At 70.6% G+C, this 22,900-nt stretch carries 25 protein-coding genes; 12 read left to right on the top strand and 13 right to left on the bottom strand.

Annotation, left to right across the window (positions count from 1 at the left end):
• Together AC07RV_RS16535 and purE are read right to left on the bottom strand one after the other, a co-directional pair.
• A complete protein-coding gene (locus AC07RV_RS16535) occupies positions 1–1,182 on the bottom strand; it encodes a 5-(carboxyamino)imidazole ribonucleotide synthase (protein WP_296775059.1) in 1,182 nt (393 codons plus the stop codon).
• Complete coding sequence (gene purE, locus AC07RV_RS16530) at positions 1,179–1,721, bottom strand: 5-(carboxyamino)imidazole ribonucleotide mutase (RefSeq protein WP_203203305.1); 543 nt, start codon at positions 1,719–1,721, stop codon at positions 1,179–1,181. The genes AC07RV_RS16535 and purE overlap by 4 nt, the downstream gene beginning before the upstream one ends.
• A gap of 36 nt (positions 1,722–1,757) precedes the next feature.
• On the opposite strand from purE, the gene AC07RV_RS16525 reads away from it, so the two are divergent.
• From AC07RV_RS16525 to AC07RV_RS16510, 4 genes are all read left to right on the top strand, one after another.
• Positions 1,758–2,678: a tetratricopeptide repeat protein gene (locus tag AC07RV_RS16525; RefSeq protein WP_296775051.1), complete on the top strand. Its 921-nt coding sequence runs from the start codon at positions 1,758–1,760 to the stop codon at positions 2,676–2,678.
• Positions 2,679–2,809: 131 nt separating this feature from the next.
• Positions 2,810–3,124 carry a helix-turn-helix transcriptional regulator gene (locus AC07RV_RS16520; protein ID WP_093351252.1) on the top strand — a complete coding sequence of 105 codons (315 nt, stop codon included), beginning with the start codon at positions 2,810–2,812 and terminating at the stop codon, positions 3,122–3,124.
• 55 nt (positions 3,125–3,179) lie between these two features.
• On the top strand, positions 3,180–4,481 hold the full coding sequence (locus tag AC07RV_RS16515) for a type II toxin-antitoxin system HipA family toxin (protein WP_296775108.1): 1,302 nt from the start codon (positions 3,180–3,182) through the stop codon (positions 4,479–4,481).
• A 145-nt stretch (positions 4,482–4,626) separates the two neighbouring features.
• Positions 4,627–5,040, top strand: coding sequence for an META domain-containing protein (locus AC07RV_RS16510; RefSeq protein WP_296775045.1), 414 nt, complete (start codon positions 4,627–4,629; stop codon positions 5,038–5,040).
• Positions 5,041–5,089: 49 nt separating this feature from the next.
• On the opposite strand, the gene AC07RV_RS16505 is transcribed toward AC07RV_RS16510, so the two are convergent.
• The 4 genes from AC07RV_RS16505 to AC07RV_RS16490 all read right to left on the bottom strand — a co-directional run bounded on the left by AC07RV_RS16505 (position 5,090) and on the right by AC07RV_RS16490 (position 8,780).
• On the bottom strand, positions 5,090–5,995 hold the full coding sequence (locus AC07RV_RS16505; RefSeq protein ID WP_296775043.1) for a phosphoribosylaminoimidazolesuccinocarboxamide synthase: 906 nt from the start codon (positions 5,993–5,995) through the stop codon (positions 5,090–5,092).
• A gap of 102 nt (positions 5,996–6,097) precedes the next feature.
• A complete protein-coding gene (gene fba / locus AC07RV_RS16500; protein WP_093351263.1) occupies positions 6,098–7,162 on the bottom strand; it encodes a class II fructose-bisphosphate aldolase in 1,065 nt (354 codons plus the stop codon).
• A gap of 66 nt (positions 7,163–7,228) precedes the next feature.
• Entirely contained in the window at positions 7,229–8,158 is a 930-nt protein-coding gene (locus tag AC07RV_RS16495; RefSeq protein WP_296775040.1) for an alpha/beta hydrolase, read from the bottom strand.
• Between the two features lie 82 nt (positions 8,159–8,240).
• Positions 8,241–8,780, bottom strand: coding sequence for an Lrp/AsnC family transcriptional regulator (locus AC07RV_RS16490; protein ID WP_093351268.1), 540 nt, complete (start codon positions 8,778–8,780; stop codon positions 8,241–8,243).
• A gap of 151 nt (positions 8,781–8,931) precedes the next feature.
• Between AC07RV_RS16490 and AC07RV_RS16485 the strand changes: the two genes are divergently transcribed.
• Positions 8,932–9,948, top strand: a complete 1,017-nt coding sequence (locus AC07RV_RS16485) for a 1-aminocyclopropane-1-carboxylate deaminase (RefSeq protein ID WP_296775036.1) — start codon at positions 8,932–8,934, stop codon at positions 9,946–9,948.
• Positions 9,949–10,014: 66 nt separating this feature from the next.
• Here the strand turns inward: AC07RV_RS16485 and pyk are convergent, their stop codons facing one another.
• The 3 genes from pyk to AC07RV_RS16470 all read right to left on the bottom strand — a co-directional run bounded on the left by pyk (position 10,015) and on the right by AC07RV_RS16470 (position 13,755).
• A complete protein-coding gene (gene pyk, locus AC07RV_RS16480; protein ID WP_093351273.1) occupies positions 10,015–11,463 on the bottom strand; it encodes a pyruvate kinase in 1,449 nt (482 codons plus the stop codon).
• Positions 11,464–11,563: 100 nt separating this feature from the next.
• Entirely contained in the window at positions 11,564–12,757 is a 1,194-nt protein-coding gene (locus tag AC07RV_RS16475; protein ID WP_296775032.1) for a phosphoglycerate kinase, read from the bottom strand.
• Positions 12,758–12,846: 89 nt separating this feature from the next.
• The gene (locus tag AC07RV_RS16470) at positions 12,847–13,755 is read right to left on the bottom strand and encodes a LysR family transcriptional regulator (protein ID WP_296775029.1); all 909 of its coding nucleotides are present in this window, start codon (positions 13,753–13,755) and stop codon (positions 12,847–12,849) included.
• A 107-nt stretch (positions 13,756–13,862) separates the two neighbouring features.
• On the opposite strand from AC07RV_RS16470, the gene AC07RV_RS16465 reads away from it, so the two are divergent.
• Genes AC07RV_RS16465 through AC07RV_RS16435 form a run of 7 tightly spaced genes read left to right on the top strand, consistent with a single transcriptional unit; the run spans position 13,863 to position 20,388 of the window.
• The gene (locus AC07RV_RS16465) at positions 13,863–14,408 is read left to right on the top strand and encodes a VOC family protein (protein ID WP_296775026.1); all 546 of its coding nucleotides are present in this window, start codon (positions 13,863–13,865) and stop codon (positions 14,406–14,408) included.
• Complete coding sequence (locus tag AC07RV_RS16460; protein WP_296775024.1) at positions 14,401–15,522, top strand: alpha/beta hydrolase family protein; 1,122 nt, start codon at positions 14,401–14,403, stop codon at positions 15,520–15,522. Before AC07RV_RS16465 ends, AC07RV_RS16460 begins: the two co-directional genes overlap by 8 nt.
• A gap of 15 nt (positions 15,523–15,537) precedes the next feature.
• Entirely contained in the window at positions 15,538–17,199 is a 1,662-nt protein-coding gene (locus tag AC07RV_RS16455) for an FAD-dependent monooxygenase (RefSeq protein WP_296775021.1), read from the top strand.
• On the top strand, positions 17,196–17,405 hold the full coding sequence (locus AC07RV_RS16450) for a DUF2783 domain-containing protein (RefSeq protein ID WP_296775019.1): 210 nt from the start codon (positions 17,196–17,198) through the stop codon (positions 17,403–17,405). Before AC07RV_RS16455 ends, AC07RV_RS16450 begins: the two co-directional genes overlap by 4 nt.
• Positions 17,402–18,376, top strand: a complete 975-nt coding sequence (locus tag AC07RV_RS16445; protein WP_296775016.1) for an MBL fold metallo-hydrolase — start codon at positions 17,402–17,404, stop codon at positions 18,374–18,376. Before AC07RV_RS16450 ends, AC07RV_RS16445 begins: the two co-directional genes overlap by 4 nt.
• A 49-nt stretch (positions 18,377–18,425) precedes the next feature.
• Positions 18,426–19,409, top strand: a complete 984-nt coding sequence (locus tag AC07RV_RS16440) for a Bug family tripartite tricarboxylate transporter substrate binding protein (protein ID WP_093351292.1) — start codon at positions 18,426–18,428, stop codon at positions 19,407–19,409.
• A gap of 34 nt (positions 19,410–19,443) precedes the next feature.
• On the top strand, positions 19,444–20,388 hold the full coding sequence (locus tag AC07RV_RS16435; protein WP_296775012.1) for an NAD(P)-dependent oxidoreductase: 945 nt from the start codon (positions 19,444–19,446) through the stop codon (positions 20,386–20,388).
• Here AC07RV_RS16435 and AC07RV_RS16430 read toward each other — a convergent pair.
• Genes AC07RV_RS16430 through AC07RV_RS16415 form a run of 4 tightly spaced genes read right to left on the bottom strand, consistent with a single transcriptional unit; the run spans position 20,372 to position 22,899 of the window.
• On the bottom strand, positions 20,372–20,710 hold the full coding sequence (locus AC07RV_RS16430) for an AzlD domain-containing protein (RefSeq protein WP_093351297.1): 339 nt from the start codon (positions 20,708–20,710) through the stop codon (positions 20,372–20,374). The genes AC07RV_RS16435 and AC07RV_RS16430 overlap by 17 nt on opposite strands.
• Positions 20,707–21,447: an AzlC family ABC transporter permease gene (locus AC07RV_RS16425; RefSeq protein ID WP_093351299.1), complete on the bottom strand. Its 741-nt coding sequence runs from the start codon at positions 21,445–21,447 to the stop codon at positions 20,707–20,709. Before AC07RV_RS16425 ends, AC07RV_RS16430 begins: the two co-directional genes overlap by 4 nt.
• A 7-nt stretch (positions 21,448–21,454) precedes the next feature.
• Positions 21,455–22,414 (bottom strand): methionyl-tRNA formyltransferase, encoded by a 960-nt coding sequence (gene fmt, locus AC07RV_RS16420; RefSeq protein ID WP_296775008.1) that lies wholly within the window; start codon positions 22,412–22,414, stop codon positions 21,455–21,457.
• Positions 22,411–22,899 (bottom strand): hypothetical protein, encoded by a 489-nt coding sequence (locus AC07RV_RS16415; RefSeq protein ID WP_296775006.1) that lies wholly within the window; start codon positions 22,897–22,899, stop codon positions 22,411–22,413. The genes fmt and AC07RV_RS16415 overlap by 4 nt, the downstream gene beginning before the upstream one ends.
• Between the last annotated feature and the right edge of the window lies 1 nt (position 22,900).

Raw genomic sequence — 22,900 nt, 5'->3', positions numbered from 1 at the left:
TCATGCCACCGGCGGCAGGCCGAGCAGCAGCGCGACCTGCGAGGCGATGGCGCGGACCTGGCCGGCGTCGGCGCCGGTGAAGGTCAGGTGGCCCATCTTGCGGCCGCGGCGCGGCTCGATCTTGCCGTACAGGTGCAGGTGGGCGCCGGGCAGCGCGAGCACCTCGCTCCAGCGCGGCGACACCGGCGTGTCGTCGCCGGCCGAGAACCACAGGTCGCCCAGCAGGTTCAGCATGACGGCCGGGCTGTGCTGGCGCGGCATGGCCAGCGGCAGGCCGGCCAGGGTGCGCACCTGCAGCTCGAACTGCGACACGTCGCAGGCTTCCATGGTGTAGTGGCCGCTGTTGTGCGGGCGCGGCGCCATCTCGTTGACCACCAGCGAGCCGTCGGCCAGCACGAAGAACTCGACGCACAGCACGCCGACGTAGCCGAGGCCGTTGGCGATGTTCTTCGCCCCGGTGATCGCGGCCTGGGCCACGGTCTTGGGCATGTTCTGCGGATGCACCTCGGTCACGGCCAGGATGCCGTCGCGGTGCAGGTTGCGCTGGGGCGGGAAGTGCACCACCTGGCCGTCGCGGCCGCGCGCCACGATCACCGAGCATTCGAAGTCCAGCGGCAGCAGTTGCTCGAGCACGCAGGGCACGCAGCCCGTGGCCTGCCAGGCATCGACCAGTTCGGCGCGCGTGCGCACGCGCTGCTGGCCCTTGCCGTCGTAGCCCAGGCGCGCGGTCTTCAGGATGCCGGGCAGGAGCCGGTCTTCCACCGCCGCGAGCTGGGCCGCGGTCTCGATCGCCGCGTAGGGCGCGCAGGCCACGCCGCAGCGGCCGAAATGGGCCTTCTCGGCGATCCGGTCCTGCGCGATCGCGATCGCCGGGGCGGCGGGCGCCACCGGCCGCGCCACCGCGAGGTGCTCGAGCGAGGGCGCCGGCACGTTCTCGAACTCGGTGGTCACGGCGTCGGCCAGGCCGGCCAGCCGCGCGAGGCCGTCGACGTCGCCGTAGTCGGTGTGGATGTGGTGGTGGCTGACCCGCCCGGCCGGGCTGTCGGCGTCGGGGTCGAGCACCGCGGTGAAGTAGCCCATGCGCTGGGCGGCATGCACGAACATGCGGCCGAGCTGGCCGCCGCCGAGAACGCCGAGCGTGGCGCCCGGAAGGATCGGCAGGTCGCCGTTGTTGCTGCTCACAGGGCACCTCCGCCTTGCGGCGAGAAAGGAGAAACCGGGGCCGGTTCCACGGGCGGCAGCGCCATTGCCTCGGCCGCGGCGGTCTGGGCCGCGCGGAAGGCGTCGAGCTTCGCGCGCAGGCCGGGATCGTTGACCGCCAGCATCGAGACCGCGAACAGCGCCGCGTTGGCCGCGCCGGCATTGCCGATGGCGAAGGTGGCGACCGGCACGCCCTTGGGCATCTGCACGATGCTGTAGAGGGAATCGACGCCCTGCAGGTGCCGGCTGGCGACCGGCACGCCGAGCACCGGCACCGTGGTCTTGGAGGCCAGCATGCCCGGCAGGTGGGCCGCGCCCCCCGCGCCGGCGATGATCGCCGCGAGGCCGCGCCCGGCGGCGCTTTCGGCGTACGCGAAGAGCGTATCGGGCATGCGGTGGGCGGAGACCACCTTCGCTTCGTGACGGATGCCGAATTGCTGGAGAATCTCGACCGCGTTGCGCATCGTCTCCCAATCGGAGTTGGAGCCCATCACCACACCGACCTGAATGGTTTCGTTCATGGTTTCAATTTTACGTTTCACCCCCAGTTGTTCCCGATGATCGACATCACTCTCGAAAATTTCCAGGACGAGCTGATCGAAGCCTCCCTCGCCCGGCCGGTGCTGCTGGACATCTGGGCCGAATGGTGCGGCCCCTGCAAACAGCTCGGGCCGGTGCTCGAAAAGCTCGAGGTGGAGTACGCCGGGCGCTTCACGCTGGCCAAGCTCGACGCCGACAAGGTGCCGCAGATCTCCTCGCAGCTGTCCGAGATGTTCGGCGTGCGCAGCATCCCGTTCTGCGTGATGTTCAAGGACGGCCAGCCGGTCGACGGCTTCGTCGGCGCCATCCCCGCCGAGAAGATCCGCGAGTTCCTCGACAAGCACGTGCCGGGCGCCGACGAGGCCGAGGCGGCCGCCGAGGAAGAAGCGGCGCAGGAAGCGCTGGCCGAGGGCGACACCGAGGGTGCGCTCGAGAAGCTGCAGCACGCGGTGGCCACCGATCCGGCCAACGACGATGCCCGCTTCGACTACGTGAAGCTGCTGCTGCAGCTCGGCCGCTCCGACGACGCCAAGGTGGCGTTCGCGCCGGTGATCGCCAAGGCCGCGGCGGTGCGCCGCTTCGAGGCGCTGCAGCGCTGGATGGACGCCATCGACTTCGCGGCCCCGCCCGCGGGTGCGACGCCGGCCGTGGCCGAGTTCGACGCGAAGATCGCCGCCAACAAGCGCGACTTCCAGGCCCGCTTCGACCGCGCCCGCCTGCTGGTCGCGGAGCAGCAGTGGACCGCCGCGATGGACGAGCTGCTCGAGATCCTGATGCGCGACAAGGCCTGGAGCGAGGAACTCGCGCGCAAGACCTACGTGGCGATCCTCGAGCTGATCGAGCCGCCCAAGGTGAAGGTGGCCGACGGCCAGATCCCGCCCGACGATCCGACCGTGGCGACCTACCGGCGCCGGCTCAGCAGCGTGGTGTTGAGCTGAGGCGATTTCCAAAAAAGCGCAGCCGAATGCGCAATTTCATCAAAAAGCGACTCACGAGTCGCTTTTTTATTTGCCGCTTCACGCCCGCATAGCTACCATCACTACTCTTTTTTCCTGAAAAGATCGCTCCAATGATCCATTTGATCCAGGAACTCGAACAGGCGCGCAAGGCCGCCGGCCTGAGCCAGGAGGCGCTGGCCACGCGCGCGGGCTTGTCGCGCATGACGGTGCAGCGCATCGAGAGCGGCCAGATCGACCCGCGGCTGTCGACCCTGCTCGAGATGGCGCGCGTGCTGGGGCTCGACCTGATGCCGGTGCCCGCGGCGCTGCGCCCCACGCTCGAGGACTTCGTGCGCGCGGGCGGCCGGCTGCTCGGCCAGCCGGCCGGCATCGAGGCACCGCCGTCGATCGCGCAGAGCCTGGAGACCGGGCGCGGCCCGCGCTGAGCGCCCCGCCACCGTGAGCGACGCCGCCTTCACCACCAGCATCCGCTACCTGCGGATGTACCTGCACGCCCCGGGCGGCGATGCCTCGCGGCGGCGCGCCATCGGCTGGCTCTCGCAGTACGGCGACATCCTGCGCGTGTCCTTCGATCCCGGCTATGTCGACGACCCGGCGCGCCCCACGCTGTCGCTGGCCTACCGCGGCGCCGACGAGGCCGCCACGCGCGCCATCCTGGGCTCGGCGCGCGACGCGCGGGTGTCGCGCGGCGACGGCCACTGGCCCGGCTATTTCCAGAACCTGCTGCCCGAGGGCCACAACCGCGAGCGCCTCGCGCAGCAGCGCGGCTGCCGCGCCGACGACGAGTTCGAACTGCTGGCCGCCGCCGGCCACGACCTGATGGGCGCGATCGAGGTCGAGCCGGTGCCCCGGGCCGAGGGCATTCCCGACACGGTGCGGCACTGGCACACCGCGCTCGGGCTCGACGTGCTCGAGCCCGGCTTCGTCGAGCTGCCGGTGGAGGACGCGGCCGCCATCCCCGGCGTGGTGACCAAGTTCTCGGCCGTGCAGGATGGCCGGCGCTACGTGGTGCGGCGCCATGGCGCGGCCGGCTCCTTCATCCTCAAGCTGCCGACCGTGCGCCATCCGGACCTGGTCGCCAACGAGATCGCCGGTTACCGCCTGTGCGGCGCGCTCGGCCTGGACTGCGCCGAGGCCAGCGTGATCGGCCGCGCCGACGCCGACCTGCCCGAGCAGCTGCCGTTCGAGCAGATCCTCGCGGTGCGCCGCTTCGACCGCACGCCCGATGGCGGGCGCATCCACATGGAGGAGTTCGCGCAGGTGCTGCAGTACGAGCCGCGCCAGAAGTACGGCCGCGGCCTCGCGATCGACGGGCCCGCGATGCTGCGCGTGCTCGACCGGCTGTCGCCGAACCCCGTGGCCGACGTGCGCGAGTGCGTGCGGCGCATCGTCGCCTTCATCCTGCTGGGCAACAGCGACGCGCACCTGAAGAACTGGGCGCTGCGCTATCCCGACGGCGTGGCGCCGGTGCTCGCGCCGCTCTACGACCCGGTCTGCGTGGCCGCCTTCTTCGAGCAGGTGCCCGGCGGCGACTACGCGGTCAACCGCGCCATCGACGCCAAGCTGCGCGCCTTCGGCTGGCCCGCGCTCGAGGCGCTGCTGCGCGACGCCGGGCTGCTGCGTCCCGCGCGACTGCTGGCGATCGCGCGCGACACGGTGCGCCAGGCGCGCGCCGAGTGGCCGGCGCTGCTGGCCGACGACGCCACCCCGCCGGCCGTGCGGCGCTGCGTGCAGGCGCGGCTCGACGGCGGCGTGGCGCTCGCGGCCGACCTGCTGCGCTGAGCGCGCGGGGCCCAAACACCCACTGGCCCCCGGCGTTGGCGAGCCACGCCGGCTCGCATACGATGACGCCGATTTCACCTTGTTGCAGATTCGTCAAAAGGACAGACTGGCCATGCGCTCCTCCGCCCGCCCTGCCGCCCTCCGCGTGCTTCCCGCCCTCGCCGCCACCGCGCTCGCGGCACTGCTGACCGCCTGCGGCAGCGGCATCAACCTCGACGAGCCGATCGAAGGCCCGGTGTGGCGCCTGGCGCAGCTGGGCGAGGAGGCGATCGCGCCGGGCAGCGACGCGCAGCTGCAGTTCGACCGCGCCAACGCCCGCGTCACCGGTTCGGGCGGCTGCAACCGCATCACGGGCTCGTACACGCGCACCGGCAGCGCCTTGCGCATCGGCCAGATCGCTGCCACCCGCATGGCCTGCGCCGACCCGGTGCGCGGCGCGACCGAGGCGCAGTTCCTCGCGGTGCTGCAGGGCACGACCAGCTACCGGCTGGCGCCCGGACGGCTGACCTTGCTCGACGCGGGCGGGCGCACGGTGGCGACGCTGAGTTCGGGTCGCTGAAAAGGAAAAGGGCCGGAGAACCGGCCCTGTCGAGAGAAATCCAGCCTGCTCAGGCCGTCAGCCGCTCCAGCGCCTCGCGGTACTTGGCGGCGGTCTTCTCGATCACCTCGGCCGGCAGGCGCGGCGCCGGCGGCGTCTTGTCCCAGGGCTTGCCGTTGATCTTGGTGGCCTCGAGCCAGTCGCGCACGAACTGCTTGTCGTAGCTCGGCGGGTTGGTGCCGGCGGCCAGCGCGGCCTCGTAGCCCTCGACCGGCCAGTAGCGCGAGCTGTCGGGCGTGAGCACCTCGTCCATCAGCACCAGCGTGCCGGCCTCGTCGAGGCCGAACTCGAACTTGGTGTCGGCAATGATCATGCCCTTGGTCAGCGCGATCTGGGCCGCGGTCTCGTAGATCGCGATGCTGGTCTCGCGGATCTGCTGCGCGAGCTTGGGACCGACGATCTCGACCACGCGCTCGTAGCTGATGTTCTCGTCGTGCTCGCCGGCGGCGGCCTTGGCCGCGGGCGTGAAGATCGGGCGCGGCAGCTTGCTCGCGTTGGTCAGGCCCTCGGGCAGCGGCACGCCGCAGACCGCGCGGGATTCCTGGTATTCCTTCCAGCCGCTGCCGGCCAGGTAGCCGCGCACCACGGCCTCGACCGGGATCGGCTTCAGGCGCTTGACCAGCATCGAGCGGCCCGTGACCTGGGCGACTTCCTCGGGCTTGACCACGCTCTCGGGGGCGTCGCCGGTCAGGTGGTTGGGGCAGAGCTGGCCGAGCCGCTCGAACCACCACAGCGCCATCTGCGTGAGGATCTCGCCCTTGCCGGGGATCGGCTCGCCCATGATCACGTCGAAGGCGCTGAGCCGGTCGCTCGCGACCATCAGGATGCGGTCCTCGCCGACCGCGTAGTTGTCGCGCACCTTCCCGCGCGCAAGCAGGGGCAGGCTCTGGATGGAGGAGGTGTGGACGGTGGTCATGGGCAGGGACAACGAACGGTGAAAAACGGGGGACGGTGAAGCGGATTGTGCGCGCAGAAAAAAGCCACCGCGAGCGGTGGCCGGGTATTCACGGCAAGCGGCTCAGACCACTTCTTGCGCGAGCTCGCCCTTGGTGTACTTGGCGGCGACGACCTGCAGCGATTCGCCCTTGATCTTGGGCGCCTGGCCTTCGCAGCCGAACTCGATGTAGCGCTGCTTGCAGATCTGCTTGGCGGCTTCGCGCGCGGGCTTGAGCCACTCGCGGGCATCGAACTTCTCGGGATTCTCGGCCAGGAACTTGCGCACCGCGCCGGTCATCGCGAGGCGGATGTCGGTGTCGATGTTGATCTTGCGCACGCCGTACTTGATGGCTTCCTGGATTTCCTCGACCGGCACGCCGTAGGTTTCCTTCATGTTGCCGCCGTACTGGCGAATGATCTCGAGCAGGTCCTGCGGCACCGACGACGAACCGTGCATCACCAGGTGGGTGTTGGGCAGGCGAGCGTGGATTTCCTTCACGCGCGAGATCGACAGGATGTCGCCGGTGGGCTTGCGGGTGAACTTGTAGGCGCCGTGGCTGGTGCCGATGGCGATGGCCAGCGCGTCGAGCTGCGTGGCCTTGACGAACTGGGCGGCTTCCTCGGGGTCGGTCAGCAGGGCCGAGTGGTCGAGCACGCCCTCGGCGCCGATGCCGTCTTCCTCGCCGGCCATGCCGGTCTCGAGCGAGCCCAGGCAGCCCAGTTCGCCCTCGACGGTGACGCCGACCTTGTGGGCCAGCTGCACCACCTTGCGGGTCACGTCGACGTTGTAGTCGAACGAAGCCGGCGTCTTGCCGTCTTCATGCAGCGAGCCGTCCATCATCACGGACGAGAAACCGAGGTCGATGGCGCCCTGGCAGATGGCCGGGCTCTGGCCGTGGTCCTGGTGCATCACCAGCGGGATCTGCGGATAGGCCTCGATGGCGGCCTGGATCAGGTGCTTGATGAAGGCTTCGCCGGCGTACTTGCGGGCGCCCGCGCTGGCCTGGAGGATCACGGGCGCGCCGACTTCCTTGGCGGCTTCCATCACGGCCTGGACCTGTTCGAGGTTGTTGACGTTGAAGGCCGGAATGCCGTAGCCGTTGGCGGCTGCATGGTCCAGCAGTTCGCGCATCGAGACGAGTGCCATGGGGAAATACCTCGCGGGAAATAGGGTGAGAAGACGGGGAGAAGACGAGAGAAAACTGCCGCGATTCTACCGAGGGCCCTTGTGGGACGGGACTGACGGCAACCCGAGGAAATCGACCACGGGCGGCAGCACCGGTCCGCCCAGCCACTGGATGGGCTTGCCGAAGGCGCCCATCAGCGTGACGTGGCTCAGGTTGTCGAACACCCGCACCTCGACCGGCACGCCCGCGGCGCGCAGCGCGGCCGCCATCGGCAGGGTGTTGCGCTCGGGGTAGACCAGGTTGTCCTTGGCCGCGGCCATCAGCAAGGTGCGCGGCGCGCCCGGCGTGACGTGGGCGAGCGGCTGCGAATCGGCCGGCGTGCGCGGCCAGTCGAAGGCGACGCGGGTCTGCGGATCGCCGATGGGCAGGAAGTCGTAGGGCCCGGCCAGCCCGATCCAGCCCGCGAGCTGGCGCGGACTGGCGCCGAGCTCGCCGAGCCAGCGGCCGTCGAGCGCGACCATGGCCGCGTTGTAGCCGCCCGAGCTGTGGCCCATCACGTAGACCTGCTTCGGGTCGGCGCCGAGCTGGGCCGCGTTGTCGAGCGCCCATTTCACCGCCAGCGCGCTGTCGCGCACGAACACCGGATAGGTATGGCGCGGCGAGAGGCCGTAGTCGGGCACCACCACCACCGCGCCGCGCGCGGCCAGCGCCTCGCCGAGGAAGCGGTAGCTCGCGCGGTCGCCGCTGCTCCAGGTGCCGCCGAAGAAGAACACCACCAGCGGCCGCCGGCCGCGCGCGGGCGCGGTGTCGGGCAATGGCTGGTAGACGTCGAGCTGCTGGCGCGGCGCGGGTCCGTAGGCGATGTCGCCCTGGAACTGGTAGGTGTCGGTGGGCACCAGGCCGTTGAGCAGCTTGATCGGCGAGCAGGCCGCGAGCGCGGTGGCCGCGGCGACGCCCAGGGCGGTGGACAGGGCACGGCGGCGCCGGCGAAGCGACGCAAGGACGGGAAAGGTCATCGAAGGGGTACGCGCGGGAAGGGACGCCGGTTTCGCGGCGCGACGAAGCGCCGATTGCAGCGCATGGCGCGCGCGCCGCGTGTCAGAGAGGCAGCTGTGTGGTCGACAGCACCTGCTTGAGCACCACGAAGGTCCGGATCTGCCGCACGCCCGGCAGGTAGAGCAGCTGCTCGGCATGCAGCCGGTTGAAGCTGTCGTTGTCGCGCGTGCGCACCAGCATGAAGTAGTCGAACTCGCCCGTGACCACGTGGCACTCGAGGCAGCCCGAGACCTTCTGCGCGGCCTTCTCGAAGTCGGCGAAGGAGTCGGGCGTGGAGCGGTCGAGCACCACGCCGATCATCACCAGCATGCCCATGTCGAGCGCCTGCGCATCGAGTAGCGCGACCACGCCCTTGATCAGGCCCGAGGCCTTGAGCCGTTCGACGCGGCGCAGGCAGGCCGGCGCGCTGAGGCTGACCTTGGCGGCCAGCGCGACGTTGGACATCGAGGCGTCGCGCTGCAGCGCGCGCAGGATCGCGCGGTCGGTACGGTCGAGCGCGGCGGCCGCCGAAACGGCGGGCGTGGGGGCCTGCTGCGGCTTGGCGGAACGCGCAGGCGAGGAACGCAATTTTGTTGTGCTCATGGCGGCTTTGGCGCATCAAATGGCTTCGATCCCCGCATCTTGATTTCTTTTGGTTTGCTAGGCCACCGAATTTTGCAACCCTGTTGCTCGGCCTTCTTCCTACCATCGGCTTCATCGCCCTTCCCCTGTGCTTCACCCTGGAGTCTTGCCGATGAACCTGAAGAAATTCCCCCGCCACGTGCTGACCTTCGGCCCGACGCCGATCCATCCGCTCCCGCGCCTGAGCGCCCACCTCGGCGGCAAGGTCGAGCTCTATGCGAAGCGCGAGGACTGCAACAGCGGCCTCGCCTTCGGCGGCAACAAGACGCGCAAGCTCGAGTACCTGATCCCCGAGGCGCTCGAGGGCGGCTACGACACGCTGGTGTCGATCGGCGGCATCCAGTCGAACCAGACCCGGCAGGTGGCCGCGGTGGCCGCGCACCTGGGCCTGAAGTGCGTGCTGGTGCAGGAGAACTGGGTCAACTACTCCGACGCGGTGTACGACCGCGTGGGCAACATCGAGATGTCGCGCATCCTCGGCGCCGACGTGCGGCTCGACGCGGCCGGCTTCGACATCGGCATCCGCAAGAGCTGGGAGGACGCGATGGACAGCGTGCGCCAGGCCGGCGGCAAGCCGTTCCCGATTCCCGCGGGCTGCTCCGAGCATCCGCTGGGCGGGCTGGGCTTCGTGGGCTTCGCCGAGGAGGTGCGCCAGCAGGAGGCCGAGCTCGGCTTCAAGTTCGACTACATCGTGGTCTGCTCGGTCACGGGCAGCACGCAGGCCGGCATGGTGGCGGGCTTCGCGGCCGACGGCCGGGCCGATCGCGTGATCGGCATCGACGCCTCGGCCAAGCCGCAGCAGACCTTCGAGCAGATCCTGCGCATCGCGCGCAACACGGCCGAGCTGATCGAGCTGGGCCGCGACATCACCGAGAAGGACGTGGTGCTCGATCGCCGTTTCGGTGGCCCCGAGTACGGCCTGCCGAACGAGGGCACGCTGGAGGCGATCCGCCTGAGCGCGCGCTTCGAGGGCATGCTGACCGACCCGGTGTACGAGGGCAAGTCGATGCACGGGATGATCGAGAAGGTGCGCCTGGGCGAATTCCCGGCCGGCTCGAAGGTGCTGTATGCGCACCTGGGCGGCGTGCCGGCGCTCAACGCCTACAGCTTCCTGTTCCGCAACGGCTGACCGGAGGCCGGCGCCAGGAACAAAGGCCGGCATGCGCCGGCCTTTGTCTTTTCGAGCGCGCGCGGATCAGCTCGCGCGGCAGATCTTCAGCATGTTGGTGCCGCCCGGCGCGCCCATCGGCTCGCCGCAGGTGATCGCGTAGACGTCGCCGCTCTGCACGATGCCGCGCTTCTTCAGATGCGCCTCGGCCTGCTCGAGCGCGGTGTCGCGGTCGCTTTCCGAATCCATCAGCAGCGGGCGCACGTTGCGGTAGAGCGCCATCTTGCGCTGCGTGGCCAGGCGCGAGGTCAGCGCGTACATCGGGATGTGGGCGCGGTGGCGGCTCATCCACAGCGGGGTCGAGCCCGACTCGGTCAGCGCCACGATGGCCTTGGCGCCCAGGTGATGCGCGGTGAACAGCGCGCCCATGGCGATCGACTGGTCGATGCGCGCATAGGACTGGCCGCTGAAGTCGGCGTCGAGCTGCTTGTCTTCCGCGGCCTCGGCGGCCTCGCAGATGCGGCTCATCTCCTGCACGGTCTCGAGCGGGTAGCGGCCCGAGGCGGTCTCGGCCGAGAGCATCACGGCGTCGGTGCCGTCGAGCACCGCGTTCGCCACGTCGCTGACCTCGGCGCGCGTGGGCACGGGGTTGGTGATCATCGACTCCATCATCTGGGTCGCGGTGATCGCCACCTTGTCCATCTCGCGCGCCATGCGGATCATCCTCTTCTGCAGTGCCGGCACCGCGGCATTGCCGACCTCGACCGCGAGGTCGCCGCGCGCGACCATGATGCCGTCGCTGGCGCGCAGGATTTCCTCGAGCCGGGGAATCGCCTCGGCGCGCTCGATCTTCGCGATCAGACCGGGCTTGTGGCCGTACTCGGCGGCCGCCACGTTGCACAGCTGGCGCGCCATTTCCATGTCGGTCGCGTTCTTCGGGAAGCTCACGGCCACGTAGTCGGCCTGGAAGCTCATCGCGGTCTTGATGTCCTCCATGTCCTTGGCCGTGAGCGCGGGTGCCGTGAGGCCGCCGCCCTGCTTGTTGATGCCCTTGTTGTTCGAGAGCTCGCCGCCGAGCTTGACGGTGGTGTGCACCGCCTCGCCGCGCACGGCGTCGACCACCAGCACGATCAGGCCGTCGTTGAGCAGCAGCCGGTCGCCGGCGCGCACGTCGCGCGGCAGGTCCTTGTAGTCGAGGCCCACGGCATCGATGTCGCCGGGCTCGGTGCGCGAGGCGTCGAGCACGAACTTCGCACCCGGCTCGAGCCAGATCTTGCCCTGCGCGAACTTGCCCACGCGGATCTTCGGGCCCTGCAGGTCGGCCATGATCGCGACCTCGCGGCCGGCCTTGCGCGCCGCCTCGCGGACCATGGTGGCGCGGTCGATGTGGTCCTGCGCCGTCCCGTGGCTGAAGTTGAGCCGGACCACGCTCACCTTGTGGATGATCATCTGCTCGAGCAGCTCGGGCGTGCTCGACGCGGGGCCGAGCGTGGCGACGATCTTGGTGGCGTGGCGGGGAAGGCGGTCGGTGCTCATGGATCTATCTCCGTTTTTGTATCCGCTACTGTATACAATTTATGTGTCGCGTGGAAGACACCACGCGGATCGATGGAATCCGCGCGATCCCTCCGCGCTCTCAGCCCGCGGCGCGCCTGGCCAGGATCTCGAAGGCCGGCAGGGTCTTGCCCTCCAGCACCTCGAGGAAGGCGCCGCCGCCGGTCGAGATGTAGCCCACGTCCTTCTCGATGCCGTACTTGGCGATCGCCGCGAGGGTGTCGCCGCCGCCGGCGATCGAGAACGCGCTGCTCTCGGCGATCGCCTGGGCGATGGCCTTGGTGCCGCCCGCGAAGGCGTCGAACTCGAACACGCCCACCGGGCCGTTCCAGACGATGGTGCCGGCCTCGCGCAGCTGCGCGGCCAGTTGCGCGGCCGTCTTCGGGCCGATGTCGAGGATCAGGTCGTCGTCGGCCACCTCGCTGGCAGCCTTGACGGTGGCCGGCGCGTCGGCCGCGAAGGTCTTGGCCGTGACCACGTCGACCGGGATCGGCACGTCGGCGCCGCGCGCGCGCATCGATTCGATCACCGACTTCGCCTGATCGACCAGGTCGGGCTCGGCCAGCGACTTGCCGATCTTCAGGCCGGCCGCGAGCAGGAAGGTGTTGGCGATGCCGCCGCCGACGATCAGCTGGTCGACGTTGGCCGACAGGCTCTGCAGGATGGTGAGCTTGGTGCTGACCTTGGAACCCGCGACGATCGCCACCAGCGGGCGCTTGGGCTGGGCCAGGGCCTTGGTGATGGCGTCGATCTCGGCCGCCAGCAGCGGGCCGGCGCTCGCCACCTTGGCGAACTGCGCGATGCCGTAGGTGGTGGCCTCGGCGCGGTGCGCGGTGCCGAAGGCGTCGTTGACGTAGATGTCGGTCAGCGCGGCGAGCTTGCGCGCGAGCGTCTCGTCGTTCTTCTTCTCGCCCTTGTTGAGGCGGCAGTTCTCGAGCAGCACCACCTGGCCCGGCTTCACGTCGACGCCGTCGACCCAGTTCGCGACCAGCGGCACCTCGCGGCCCAGCAGCTCGCCCAGGCGCTGGGCGACCGGCGCCAGCGAATCCTCGGGCTTGAACTCGCCCTCGGTCGGGCGGCCCAGGTGCGAGGTGACCATCACCGCGGCACCGGCATCGAGCGCCAGCTGGATGCAGGGCACCGAGGCGCGGATGCGGGTGTCCTCGGTGATGCGGCCGGCATCGTCCTGCGGCACGTTGAGGTCGGCACGGATGAAGACGCGCTGGCCGGCGGCTTTGCCCTGGGCGCAGAGGTCGGTGAATCGAAGAACGTTCATGGTCTGGATGGGATGGATACGGGTCGCCCCGCATTGTAGGTAGGGCCTCACTGCGCGACTGTGCGTCTCGTGACGCCGGCCGATGCTTTTCAGGCGTCGCTTCGCTCGCTCGCGAAGCGCTCCAGAATCTGCACGAAGCTGGCCGCCGCGGGCGACAGCGAACGCCGCGCCGCGCCGTAGACGCAGACCTCGCGGTGGAAGTCGGGTGCCTCCAGCCGCACCATGCGCAGCCCGTGCGCCTGCACCAGCGGCGCCGAGTAGGTCGGGCACACGGTCAGCCCGAGCCCCGAGGCCACCATGCCGAGCGCGGTCGTCATGTACGACACCTCCTGGGTGCCGGGGCGCTGCATCCAGGCGCGCTCGGCGCTCGCGAGCTCGGGCAGCACGCGCTGGCGGAAGTCGCGCGTGGGCGCGATGAAGGTGTAGGGCGCGAGCTCGGCCCAGCGCACCTTGCGCCGCCCCTCGAAGGCGTGGCCGGGCGGGCAGATCAGCCAGTGGCGGTCGCGCAGCAGCGTGCGGCGCTCGATCAGCGCCGGGTCGACCTCGAGGTCCTGCCCCACGGCCAGTTCGACCTCGCCCGCGAGGATGCCGTCGAGCAGGTGCTCGGGCAGGGTGTCGGCCAGTCGCACCTCCACGTCGGGGTATTGCGCGCGGTACACGGCGATCACGCGCGGCATCAGCGTGCAGGCCATGAGCTGCGGCGCGGCCAGCCGCAGCAGGCCCTTCTTCTTGTCGCGCAGCTCGGTCACGCCGACCACCGCGCCCGCGAGGTCGCCGAGCAGCCGGTGCACCGAGGGCAGGAACTCGCGCCCGGCCTCCGATAGCAGCACGCGCCGCGTGTGGCGGTCGAGCAGTTGCACGCCCATCTCGCGCTCGAGCTCGCGCACCAGCACGCTGAGCGCCGACTGGGTCAGGTGCAACTGCTGGGCCGCGGCGGTGAAGCTGCCGGTCTCGGCGACGGCGGCGAAGGCGCGCAACTGGCGCAAGGTCAGATTCATATGGCTATTTCATCAATCGATGAATTAATTTCGATTGCATCATAGGTCCAGCCATCGCCCAATAGCGGCTCGGACGGCCCCGATGGCCGTCCCCGGAGACAAGCCCGATGCCGACCCCAACCGCCGCGCCCCCGATCCGGGGCCTGCACCATTTCGCCTGGCGCTGCCGCGACAGCGAGGAAACCCGCCGCTTCTACGAGGACCTGCTCGGCCTGCCGCTGGTGCACGTGATCAAGAGCGACCACGTGCCGAGCACCGGCGAGTACTGCCCCTACGTCCACATCTTCTTCCGGATGCGCGACGGCTCCTTCATCGCCTTCTTCGACCTCGGCGACGACATCGCCGCGCTGCCCTCGCCCAACACGCCCTCGTGGGTCAACCACATCGCGCTGCGCGTGGACGGCGTGCCCGACCTGCTGGCCGCCAAGGCCCGGCTCGAGGCCGCGGGCGTCGAGGTGCTGGGCATCACCGACCACCACATCATCGAGTCGATCTACTTCTTCGACCCCAACGGCATCCGCGTGGAACTGACCACGCCCACCGTGCCGCAGGCCGAGATGGACGCGCACGCGCTGCGCGCCCATGCCGACCTCGACGCCTGGACCGCGCGCAAGACGCAGCTGCTGGCCGCGAAAGGCACGGCCGATGCCTGAACTGCAACTCGCCGTCATCGACGTCAAGCCGGGCGCGGCGCTCGAGAGCCAGTCGGGCCTGCAGATGCTGCGCCCGCGCATCTACGGCGCCTACCGCGCGCCCGCGGGGCCGAGGCGCATCGCGGCGATCGTGATGCATCCCACCAGCAACTTCATGGGCCACTACCTGATCGCGCCGCTGGCCGAGCGCGGCATCTGCTGCATGGGGCTCAATTCGCGCTACGTCGGCAACGACACGGTGCTGCTGATGGAACGCGCGATCCAGGACCTGGGCGCCGGCGTGCAGTACCTGCGCGCGGCCGGCTACGAGAAGGTGTTCCTGGTCGGCAACTCGGGCGGCGCCGCGCTCGCGGCCTTCTACCAGGCGCAGGCCGAGCGGCTCACGGCCACGCACTTCCCCGACGGCGACCCCACCCACCTGCATCCCGGCGACCTGCCGCCGGTGGACGGCATCGCGCTGTGCGCCGCGCACCTGGGCCGCACGCGGCTGATGCGCGACTGGATCGATCCCTCGGTCACCGACGAGCACGACCCGCTGTCGGTGGACCCCGGACTCGACATGTACGACGCGCGCCACCGCGTGCCCTACGACGCCGACTTCCTCGCGCGCTTCTCCACCGCGCAGCAGGCGCGGCTCGCGCGCATCGAGCAGTGGTGCCTCGACCGCCTCGCGCGGCTGCGCGGCACCAAGGGCGCGCCGCGCGACCAGACCTTCATCGTCTACCGCACCCACGCCGATCCGCGCTGCGTCGACCTCTCGCTCGATCCCAACGACCGCCTGCCCGGCAGCGTCTGGGGCGATGCGCGCCAGGTCAACTACTCGGCCAACGCGATGGGCCGCACCACCTCGCTCACGGCCTTCCTCTCGCAGTGGTCCTCGCGCTCGCAGGCCGACGGGCCGACCAACCTCGCGCGCACCACGGTGCCCAAGCTGCTGCTGACCTACACCGGCGACCAGTCGACCTTCCCGAGCACGCGCGATGCCTGGCTGGCCGCGGGCGGCGCGCGCATCCGCAACGTCGACATCGTCGGCGGCAACCACTACCTCGCGGGCCAGCCGGCGCTGGTACCGCAGGCCGCCGACGCGATCGCCGAATTCGCGCATTCGCTCTAGTCACGCAGGCAAGCCATGGAAGAACAATTCGCTTTCGCGCCAGCCTACGAACTGCCGAGCTGGCCCTTCGTGCCGCCGCCCGAGCTGGCCGGCGGCCAGGTGGTGCGCCACCCGCTCGTGATCGTCGGCGCCGGCCCCTCGGGCCTCACGCTGGCCTGCGACCTCGCGCAGCGCGGCGTGCGCGCCATGCTGCTCGACGAGGACGACACCGTCGGCGTGCGCGGCGCCTCCTCGCGCGGCATCTGCTATGCGCAGAAGAGCCTGGAGATCTTCGAGCGCCTGGGCATCTTCGAGCGCATCGCGGCCAAGGGCATCACCTGGTCCTTCGGGCGCACCTTCTCGGGCGAGCAGGAGGTCTACAACTTCAACCTGCAGGCGGCCAGCGTCTCGCGGCAGCCGCCCTTCATCAACCTGCAGCAGTTCTACATCGAGTGGTTCCTGGTCGAGCGCATCCTCGAGCTCGGCCTGACCGACCTGCGCTGGAAGAGCCGCGTGACGCGCGTCGAGCCCCTCGCCGACGGCGTGCGCCTCGAGGTCGAGACGCCCGCGGGCCGCTACACGATCGAGGCCGACCGGCTGATCGACGCCACCGGCGCCAACAGCGCGATCCGCACCGGGCTCGGCATCGAGGCCCATGCCTCGCGCAGCACCGACCGCTGGTGCATCAGCGACGTGCGCTTTCGCAAGCCGCTGCCGACCGAGCGCTGGACCTGGGTCGACGCGCCCTTCAACGAGGGCCGCGGCGTCTGGCAGCACCTGATGGCCGACGGCGTCTGGCGCATCGACTACCAGATGCCCGAGGACTGCGACACCGCCTACATCAGCCGGCCCGAGGTGGCGGGCGCGCGGCTGCGCGAACAGCTCGGGCCGGGCGTGGAGTTCGAGTTCGTCTGGATCGGCCCCTACGGCTACCGCGACCACCTGCTCGAGCGCTTCCGCCATGGCCGCGTGTTCTTCATCGGCGATGCCGCGCACGTGGTGAGCCCCTTCGGCGCGCGCGGCGGCAACAGCGGCATCCAGGACGCGGCCAACCTCGGCTGGAAACTCGCGCTGGTGGCGCGGGGCCAGGCCGGCGACGCGCTGCTCGACAGCTACGACGCCGAGCGCCAGCCGGCCGCGCGCGAGAACCTGCAGGTCACGAGCCGCTCGGCGCGCTTCCTCGCGCCGCGCTCGCCGGCCGAGCACACGCTGCGCCGCGCCGTGGTCGCACTGGCCGCGCGCTTTCCGTTCGCGCGCGCCCTGGTGAACACCGGGCGCATGTCGGTCGCCAACGACTACCCCGCCGCGCCGCAACTGCCCGCGGGCGGCCGCACGGTGCAGAACCTGCCGCTGCGCCGGGCCGATGGCCGCGAGACCACGCTGATGCAGCTGCTGGCCGAGGACACGCGCTGCATCGGCCTGTGGTTCGCGCCGACGGCGGATGCGGCACGGGCCGCGCTCGATGCGACGGCAGGACTGCCGCTGCGCCTGCTCGCGGTCGGCGGCACGGACCACGGCCTGCCCACGCTGCAGCCCGACGACCGGCTCGCGGCCCATGTCGGCGCGGGCGAGCCCGGCAGCTTCGTGCTGGTGCGCCCCGATGCCTACCGCGCCCGCGTGCTCGCGCAGGCCACGCCCGAGGCCATCGCCGACGCCGTCCGCACCGCCCTCGCCCTTGCCCTCGATCCCGCGCCATGAACACCGAACTCCGCATCCCCGATCCCGACGGCTTCTATGCCGCGCTGCTGGCCGCGCACGAAGGACGCAGCGAAGCGCAGAGCGCCGACCTCAACGCCCGCCTCGTGCTGCTGCTGGCCAACCAGTGCGCCGACCAGGCGATGCTGCTGGCCTGCATCCGCGCGGCCGCCGAAGAAGAACATTCCACGAGCCCCCACCCCGCATGACCGCCAACGTTTCCTTCGCCTCCGCTTCCGACACCTGCGAACAGAAGCCGCAACTGCGCGAGCTCGCGCCCGGCGCCTTCGGCTACATCAGCGACTTCGATCCCAACTGCGGCTTCGTGGTCGGCGACGAGCAGGTGGTGCTGATCGACACCCGCCCCACGCCGCGCATGGCGCGCGACTTCCTCGCGGCGATCCGCACGGTGACCGACAAGCCGATCCGGACCATCGTGCTGACCCACTACCACGCGGTGCGCGTGATGGGCGCGAGCGCCTTCGACGAGGTCGAGCAGATCGTCGCGAGCGCGGGTACGCTCGACTGGATCCGCACGCGCGGCCAGGCCGACTTCGATTCGGAAGTGGGCCGCTTCCCGCGCCTGTTCGCGGGCCTCGAGGAGATCCCGGGCCTGACCTGGCCGACGCTGAGCTTCCAGAACGAGATGAGCCTGTGGCTCGGCCCGCGCCCGGGCACTGGCCGCGAGCTGCGGCTGATGGCGCTGGGCCGCGGCCATTCGAGCGGCGACACGGTCGCCTGGCTGCCCGATTGCGGCCTGCTGTTCTCGGGCGACGTGGTCGAGAACCACTGCGGCGTGTACGCGGGCGACGCCTACATCGGCGACTGGGCCGGCACGCTCGACGCGGTGCGCGCGCTGCGCCCGCGCGTGCTGGTGCCGGGCCGCGGCGCGGTGCTGCAGGATGAGGCCGCCTGCGCCGAGGCGATCGACCTGACGAAGGCCTTCCTCTCGACCCTGCTCGACAGCGTGCGCGCCGGCATCGCCGCGGGCGAGGCGCTCAAGGGCTGCTTCGCGCGCGCCGAGGCCGCGATGAAGCCGCGCTTCGGCCAGTGGCCGGTGTTCCAGCACGTGCTGCCCTTCGATGTCTCGCGCGCCTACGACGAGCTGCGCGGCATCGAGCACCCGGTGGTGTGGACCGCGGAGCGCGACCGCGAACTCTGGCAGACGCTGCACGCGTAGGCCGCCACGACGATTCCCCCTGAAGAAAAACCACCCCGGAGACAAACCGATGAAGCGCTTCCTGCCCCTGATCGCCCCCGTGCTCGCCGCCTTCGCGCTGGCCGGCGCCAGCCTCGCGTCGGCCCAGAGCGGGCCCTATCCGAACCAGCCGATCAAGTGGCTGGTGCCCTATGCCGCGGGCGGCGGCACCGACAACATCGCGCGCCAGCTCGCCGATGCGATGCAGCCCTCGCTGGGCCAGCCGGTGGTGATCGACAACCGGCCGGGTGCCTCGACCAACATCGCGGTCGGCCTGCTGATGCAGTCGAAGCCCGACGGCTACACGATCATGCAGGCCGAGAACGCGGCGCTGCTGTTCAACGAGCACATGTTCGCCAAGCTGCCCTACAAGCCCGCGAGCGACTTCACCTACATCGGCGCCATCGGCCGCATTCCGCTGGCGCTGGTGGTGCGGCCCGACTTCCAGGCCAAGACCCTCAAGGACTTCGTCGCCTACGTGAAGGCCAACGGCGACAAGACCAACTACGCCTCGCCGGGCATCGGCACGCCGCACCACATGGCGATGGAGCTGTTCAAGCAGAAGGCCGGCCTGTCGATCACGCACGTGGCCTACAAGGGCGGCGCGCCGGCGCTGCAGGACATCATGGGCGGCCAGGTGCCGATGATGATGCTCGACCTCACGGCCGCGCTGCCCTACCTCAAGACCGGCAAGCTGCGCGCGCTCGCGATCGCGCTGCCGCAGCGCGCCAAGGGCCTGCCCGAGGTGCCGACCTTCGCCGAGCTCGGCTATCCGGAGGTCAACGCCTTCGCTTTCCACGGCCTGATCGGCCCGGCCGGCATGCCGCCCGAGGTGGTGAACCGGCTCAACGCCGAGCTGCACAAGGCGCTGCAGACGCCGCGCATCCAGCAGGTGTTCAGCGAGTTCGGCTTCGAGGCACTGCCGGGCACGCCGAAGGAGTTCCAGGAGATGGCGCGTTCGCAGAGCGCGTACTGGGGCCAGGTCATCAAGACCTCGGGCGTGCAGCTCGACTGAGCACCCTTTCATCCGACCGCTTCCGCTTTCACTCATGTCCAACGAACCATCCTCCGCTTCGACCGCGCGCGAGCGCGTCGGCTTCATCGGCCTCGGCGTCATGGGCGCGCCCATGGCCGGCCACCTCGCGCGCGCCGGCCACGCGGTCTCGGTCTACGACCTCGCGCCCGACGCGGCGCAGCGGCTCGCCGAATCGCAGCTCGGCATCACGGCGCGCGCCAGCCTGCGCGAGGTGGCCGCGCACAGCGACCTCATCGTGACCATGCTGCCCAACGGCCGCGTGGTGCGCGAGGTGGTGTTCGCCGACGACGGCCTGCTCGCGGGCTGGGCGCGCGGCGGCCTGCTGCTCGACACCTCCTCGGCCGAACCGTGGATCACGCGCGAGACCGCGGCGCGGCTGGCCGAGCACGGCATCGCGATGGTCGACGCGCCGGTCTCGGGCGCGGCCTGGGGCGCGCAGGCGGCCGAGCTGGTGTTCATGGTCGGCGGCGCACAAGCCGACGTGGCGCGGGCGCGCCCGCTGCTCGATGCGATGGGCCGCGCGGTGTTCCACCTGGGCGCGCTCGGCGCCGGCCACACCATGAAGTGCCTCAACAACCTGATCACCGCCGTCACGCTCACGGCCACGGCCGAGGGGCTGGCGATCGGCACCCGCGCCGGACTCGATCCGGCCGTGATGACCGACGTGCTCAACGAGGCCACCGGCGGCTCGTGGATCACGCGCACGCACATCCACCAGCGCGTGATCAGCCGCAGCTTCGACGATCCGTTCAAGCTCGAGCTGATGCTCAAGGACATGGGCATCGCGGTCGACCTGGCGCGCGAGCTCGGCATGCCGGCGCCGATCAGCGAGGAGGGCCGCCGGCTGTGGCAGCAGGCCGATGCGGCGCGCGGTCCCGGCGTGAGCGTGAGCGAGCTGGTGCGCTGGGTCGAGACCGAGGCCGGCACCGAGATCCGCTCGGCTACCAGCCCCAGATGAGGTGCAGCGGCAGGTACACCGCCATGCCGGCCAGCATGGTGCCGAGCACGCCGCGGCGCCAGTAGTAGTAGGCCGCGCCGACCACGGTGGCGTAGATGCGCGCATCGTGCAGCGAGGTGATCAGGTGGCCCTGCGTCATCACGATCTCGGGCGCGATCACGCCGGCCAGCGCGGCGGCCGGCGCGTAGTGCAGCGCGCGGTGCGCCCACTCGGGCAGGCCCCAGGGCCGGTCGAGGATGAAGAAGAAGCAGCGCGTGAGCACGGTGACGCCGGCCAGGCCGACGATCACGGCGAGCGTCCAGAAGTCGGTCTCGCCCTTCACTTGTCGTCCTCCGCCTCGGGGTCGAGGCCGAACTGCTTCTCGAGCCAGAAGCACAGCAGCACCGCCACGCCGATGGCGACCACGATGTTGAGCTTGAGCGGCAGCGCATAGGCCGCGACCGCCGTGGCGCCCGCGATCAGCGCCGCGAGGATGCGCAGCCGCGTCGTGGCCATCGAGCAGACGATCGCCACCAGGCTCAGCACGCCCGCGAAGCCCAGGCCCCAGCTCTGCGGGATCAGGTTGGCCAGCGCGATGCCCAAGAGGCTCATGCCCATCCAGGCGCACCAGGTCACGGCGTAGTTGCCCGTGAGGTAGGCCTCCTGCGCGAGCCGTTCCTCGTCGGTGACCGGCGGCGCCGGATACTGCTTCGTGAACAGCGCATAGCTCATGTCGGCCGTGAGGTAGCCGTGCAGCATGCGGCGCCAGCGCGGCATGTGCATCAGGTAGGGCCGCAGGTGCAGGCTGAAGACCACGAAGCGCAGGTTGACGCAGAAGCCGGTCGCCAGGATCACCCAGGCCGGCGCGCCCGCGAACAGCAGCGGAATGGCCGCGAGCTGCGAGCTGCCCGCGTAGACCAGCAGGGTCATCGCCACGGCCTCGAGCACGCTCATGTTCGACTTGACCATGGCCACGCCGGTCATCAGGCCCCAGGCGCCGATGCCCAGCGCCACGGGGGTCATGTCGCGCACGCCCACGCGGAACTGCGGGCGGCGCCGGATGGCGGCCGACAGGAACATCAGGCGCTCACCCGAACACCTGGCCGGTCTTCAGGTCGAAGCCGCGCAGGAAGTCGGCGACGCCCAGGCGCTTGCCGCCCGGACGCTGGAGCTCGGTGACGGTCACGACCGCATCGGCCGCCGCCACCGCAATGCCGTCGCCGGTCACCGCGAGGATGGTGCCGGGCGCGTCCGAGACCGTGCCGGCCACGGCATGCGCGGCCCAGAGCTTGATGGTCTCGTTCTCGAGCGGGCTGTTGGCGCCGGGGAAGGGATCGAAGGCGCGGATGCGGCGCACGATCTCGGCGGCGGGCCGCTGCCAGTCGATCAGCGCTTCCTGCTTCTCGACCTTGTTGGCGTAGGTCACGCCCTCGGCCGGCTGCGGCGTGCGCACCAGCCGGCCCTCGGCGGCGCCGGCCAGCGCCTCGACGATCATGCGGCCGCCGAGCGCGGCCAGCCGGTCGTGCAGGCGGGCGGTGTTGTCCTCGCCGATCTCGAGCGCCTCGACCGACAGCATGTCGCCGGTGTCGAGGCCGGCGTCCATCTGCATGATCGTGATGCCGGTGCGCGCGTCGCCGGCCTCGATGGCGCGGTGGATCGGCGCGGCGCCGCGCCAGCGCGGCAGCAGGCTGGCGTGGATGTTGAGGCAGCCCAGGCGCGGCAGGTCGAGCACCCACTGCGGCAGGATCAGGCCGTAGGCCGCGACCACCATCACGTCGGCACGCGCCGCGAGCAGGGCCTCGCGCGCGGCGGCGGCCTCGTCGGGGTACTTGCCGTCCAGCCGCAGGCTGCGCGGCTGCGCCACGGACCAGCCCTTGGCCAGCGCGCACTGCTTGACCGGCGAGGCCTGCAGCTTCATGCCGCGGCCGGCCGGGCGATCGGGCTGGGTCAGCACCAGCACCACGTCGTGGCCGGCGGCCGCGATGGCCTCCAGCGCGACGCGCGCGAACTCGGGCGTGCCCGCAAAAACAACGCGCAACGGGCTCACCGGCGCAGCCGATCGAAGTCGAGGTCGTCGCCCGTGTGGTAGCGCCGCACCACGCCGGCGGGGTCGATGTAGATGTGGAGCAGGCGGCGCTCGTTCACCGACTTGTAGCGCCAGGTCCAGACATTGCCGTCGAAGGAGGTCACGCGGCGGATCTCATAGGGGCGGCCGTAGAAGGCCATGACGTCGTTCTGGCGCCACTTGTCGACCTGGATGTCGTGGTCGAAGCGGCGCTCGTCGAGCACCTGGGTCACCGAGACCACCTTGCCGGCGGCATCGAGGTCGATGTCGGTGACCTCGAAACCGGCCGGCGTGCGCGAGTACTGCAGCCGCTCGCCGCCGCCGTTCAGCGGATAGCGGCCCGTGGGCTCGCCCAGGCGCTGCAGGGTTTCGGCGGCCGAGGTGCCGGGGACGATGCGGGTGGGTTCGCTGGCGCAGCCGGCGAGCACCAGCAGGGCGGCGGCGCAAAGAAGGGGCAGGCGGGTCAAG

It is taken from the genome of Variovorax sp. GW821-FHT09B01 (assembly GCF_059418345.1).
The sequence above is the reverse complement of the archived record's forward strand: the minus strand, read 5'-3'. Positions and strand labels throughout refer to the sequence as shown.

What these genes read in the sequence shown, in the direction of transcription:
- purE (WP_203203305.1), bottom strand. Translation starts at nt 1,721, where the DNA reads ATGAACGAAACCATTCAGGTCGGTGTGGTGATGGGCTCCAACTCCGAT.
- AC07RV_RS16525 (WP_296775051.1), top strand. Translation starts at nt 1,758, where the DNA reads ATGATCGACATCACTCTCGAAAATTTCCAGGACGAGCTGATCGAAGCC.
- AC07RV_RS16520 (WP_093351252.1), top strand. Translation starts at nt 2,810, where the DNA reads ATGATCCATTTGATCCAGGAACTCGAACAGGCGCGCAAGGCCGCCGGC.
- AC07RV_RS16515 (WP_296775108.1), top strand. Translation starts at nt 3,180, where the DNA reads ATGTACCTGCACGCCCCGGGCGGCGATGCCTCGCGGCGGCGCGCCATC.
- AC07RV_RS16505 (WP_296775043.1), bottom strand. Translation starts at nt 5,995, where the DNA reads ATGACCACCGTCCACACCTCCTCCATCCAGAGCCTGCCCCTGCTTGCG.
- fba (WP_093351263.1), bottom strand. Translation starts at nt 7,162, where the DNA reads ATGGCACTCGTCTCGATGCGCGAACTGCTGGACCATGCAGCCGCCAAC.
- AC07RV_RS16495 (WP_296775040.1), bottom strand. Translation starts at nt 8,158, where the DNA reads ATGACCTTTCCCGTCCTTGCGTCGCTTCGCCGGCGCCGCCGTGCCCTG.
- AC07RV_RS16490 (WP_093351268.1), bottom strand. Translation starts at nt 8,780, where the DNA reads ATGAGCACAACAAAATTGCGTTCCTCGCCTGCGCGTTCCGCCAAGCCG.
- AC07RV_RS16485 (WP_296775036.1), top strand. Translation starts at nt 8,932, where the DNA reads ATGAACCTGAAGAAATTCCCCCGCCACGTGCTGACCTTCGGCCCGACG.
- pyk (WP_093351273.1), bottom strand. Translation starts at nt 11,463, where the DNA reads ATGAGCACCGACCGCCTTCCCCGCCACGCCACCAAGATCGTCGCCACG.
- AC07RV_RS16475 (WP_296775032.1), bottom strand. Translation starts at nt 12,757, where the DNA reads ATGAACGTTCTTCGATTCACCGACCTCTGCGCCCAGGGCAAAGCCGCC.
- AC07RV_RS16470 (WP_296775029.1), bottom strand. Translation starts at nt 13,755, where the DNA reads ATGAATCTGACCTTGCGCCAGTTGCGCGCCTTCGCCGCCGTCGCCGAG.
- AC07RV_RS16465 (WP_296775026.1), top strand. Translation starts at nt 13,863, where the DNA reads ATGCCGACCCCAACCGCCGCGCCCCCGATCCGGGGCCTGCACCATTTC.
- AC07RV_RS16460 (WP_296775024.1), top strand. Translation starts at nt 14,401, where the DNA reads ATGCCTGAACTGCAACTCGCCGTCATCGACGTCAAGCCGGGCGCGGCG.
- AC07RV_RS16455 (WP_296775021.1), top strand. Translation starts at nt 15,538, where the DNA reads ATGGAAGAACAATTCGCTTTCGCGCCAGCCTACGAACTGCCGAGCTGG.
- AC07RV_RS16450 (WP_296775019.1), top strand. Translation starts at nt 17,196, where the DNA reads ATGAACACCGAACTCCGCATCCCCGATCCCGACGGCTTCTATGCCGCG.
- AC07RV_RS16445 (WP_296775016.1), top strand. Translation starts at nt 17,402, where the DNA reads ATGACCGCCAACGTTTCCTTCGCCTCCGCTTCCGACACCTGCGAACAG.
- AC07RV_RS16440 (WP_093351292.1), top strand. Translation starts at nt 18,426, where the DNA reads ATGAAGCGCTTCCTGCCCCTGATCGCCCCCGTGCTCGCCGCCTTCGCG.
- AC07RV_RS16435 (WP_296775012.1), top strand. Translation starts at nt 19,444, where the DNA reads ATGTCCAACGAACCATCCTCCGCTTCGACCGCGCGCGAGCGCGTCGGC.
- AC07RV_RS16425 (WP_093351299.1), bottom strand. Translation starts at nt 21,447, where the DNA reads ATGTTCCTGTCGGCCGCCATCCGGCGCCGCCCGCAGTTCCGCGTGGGC.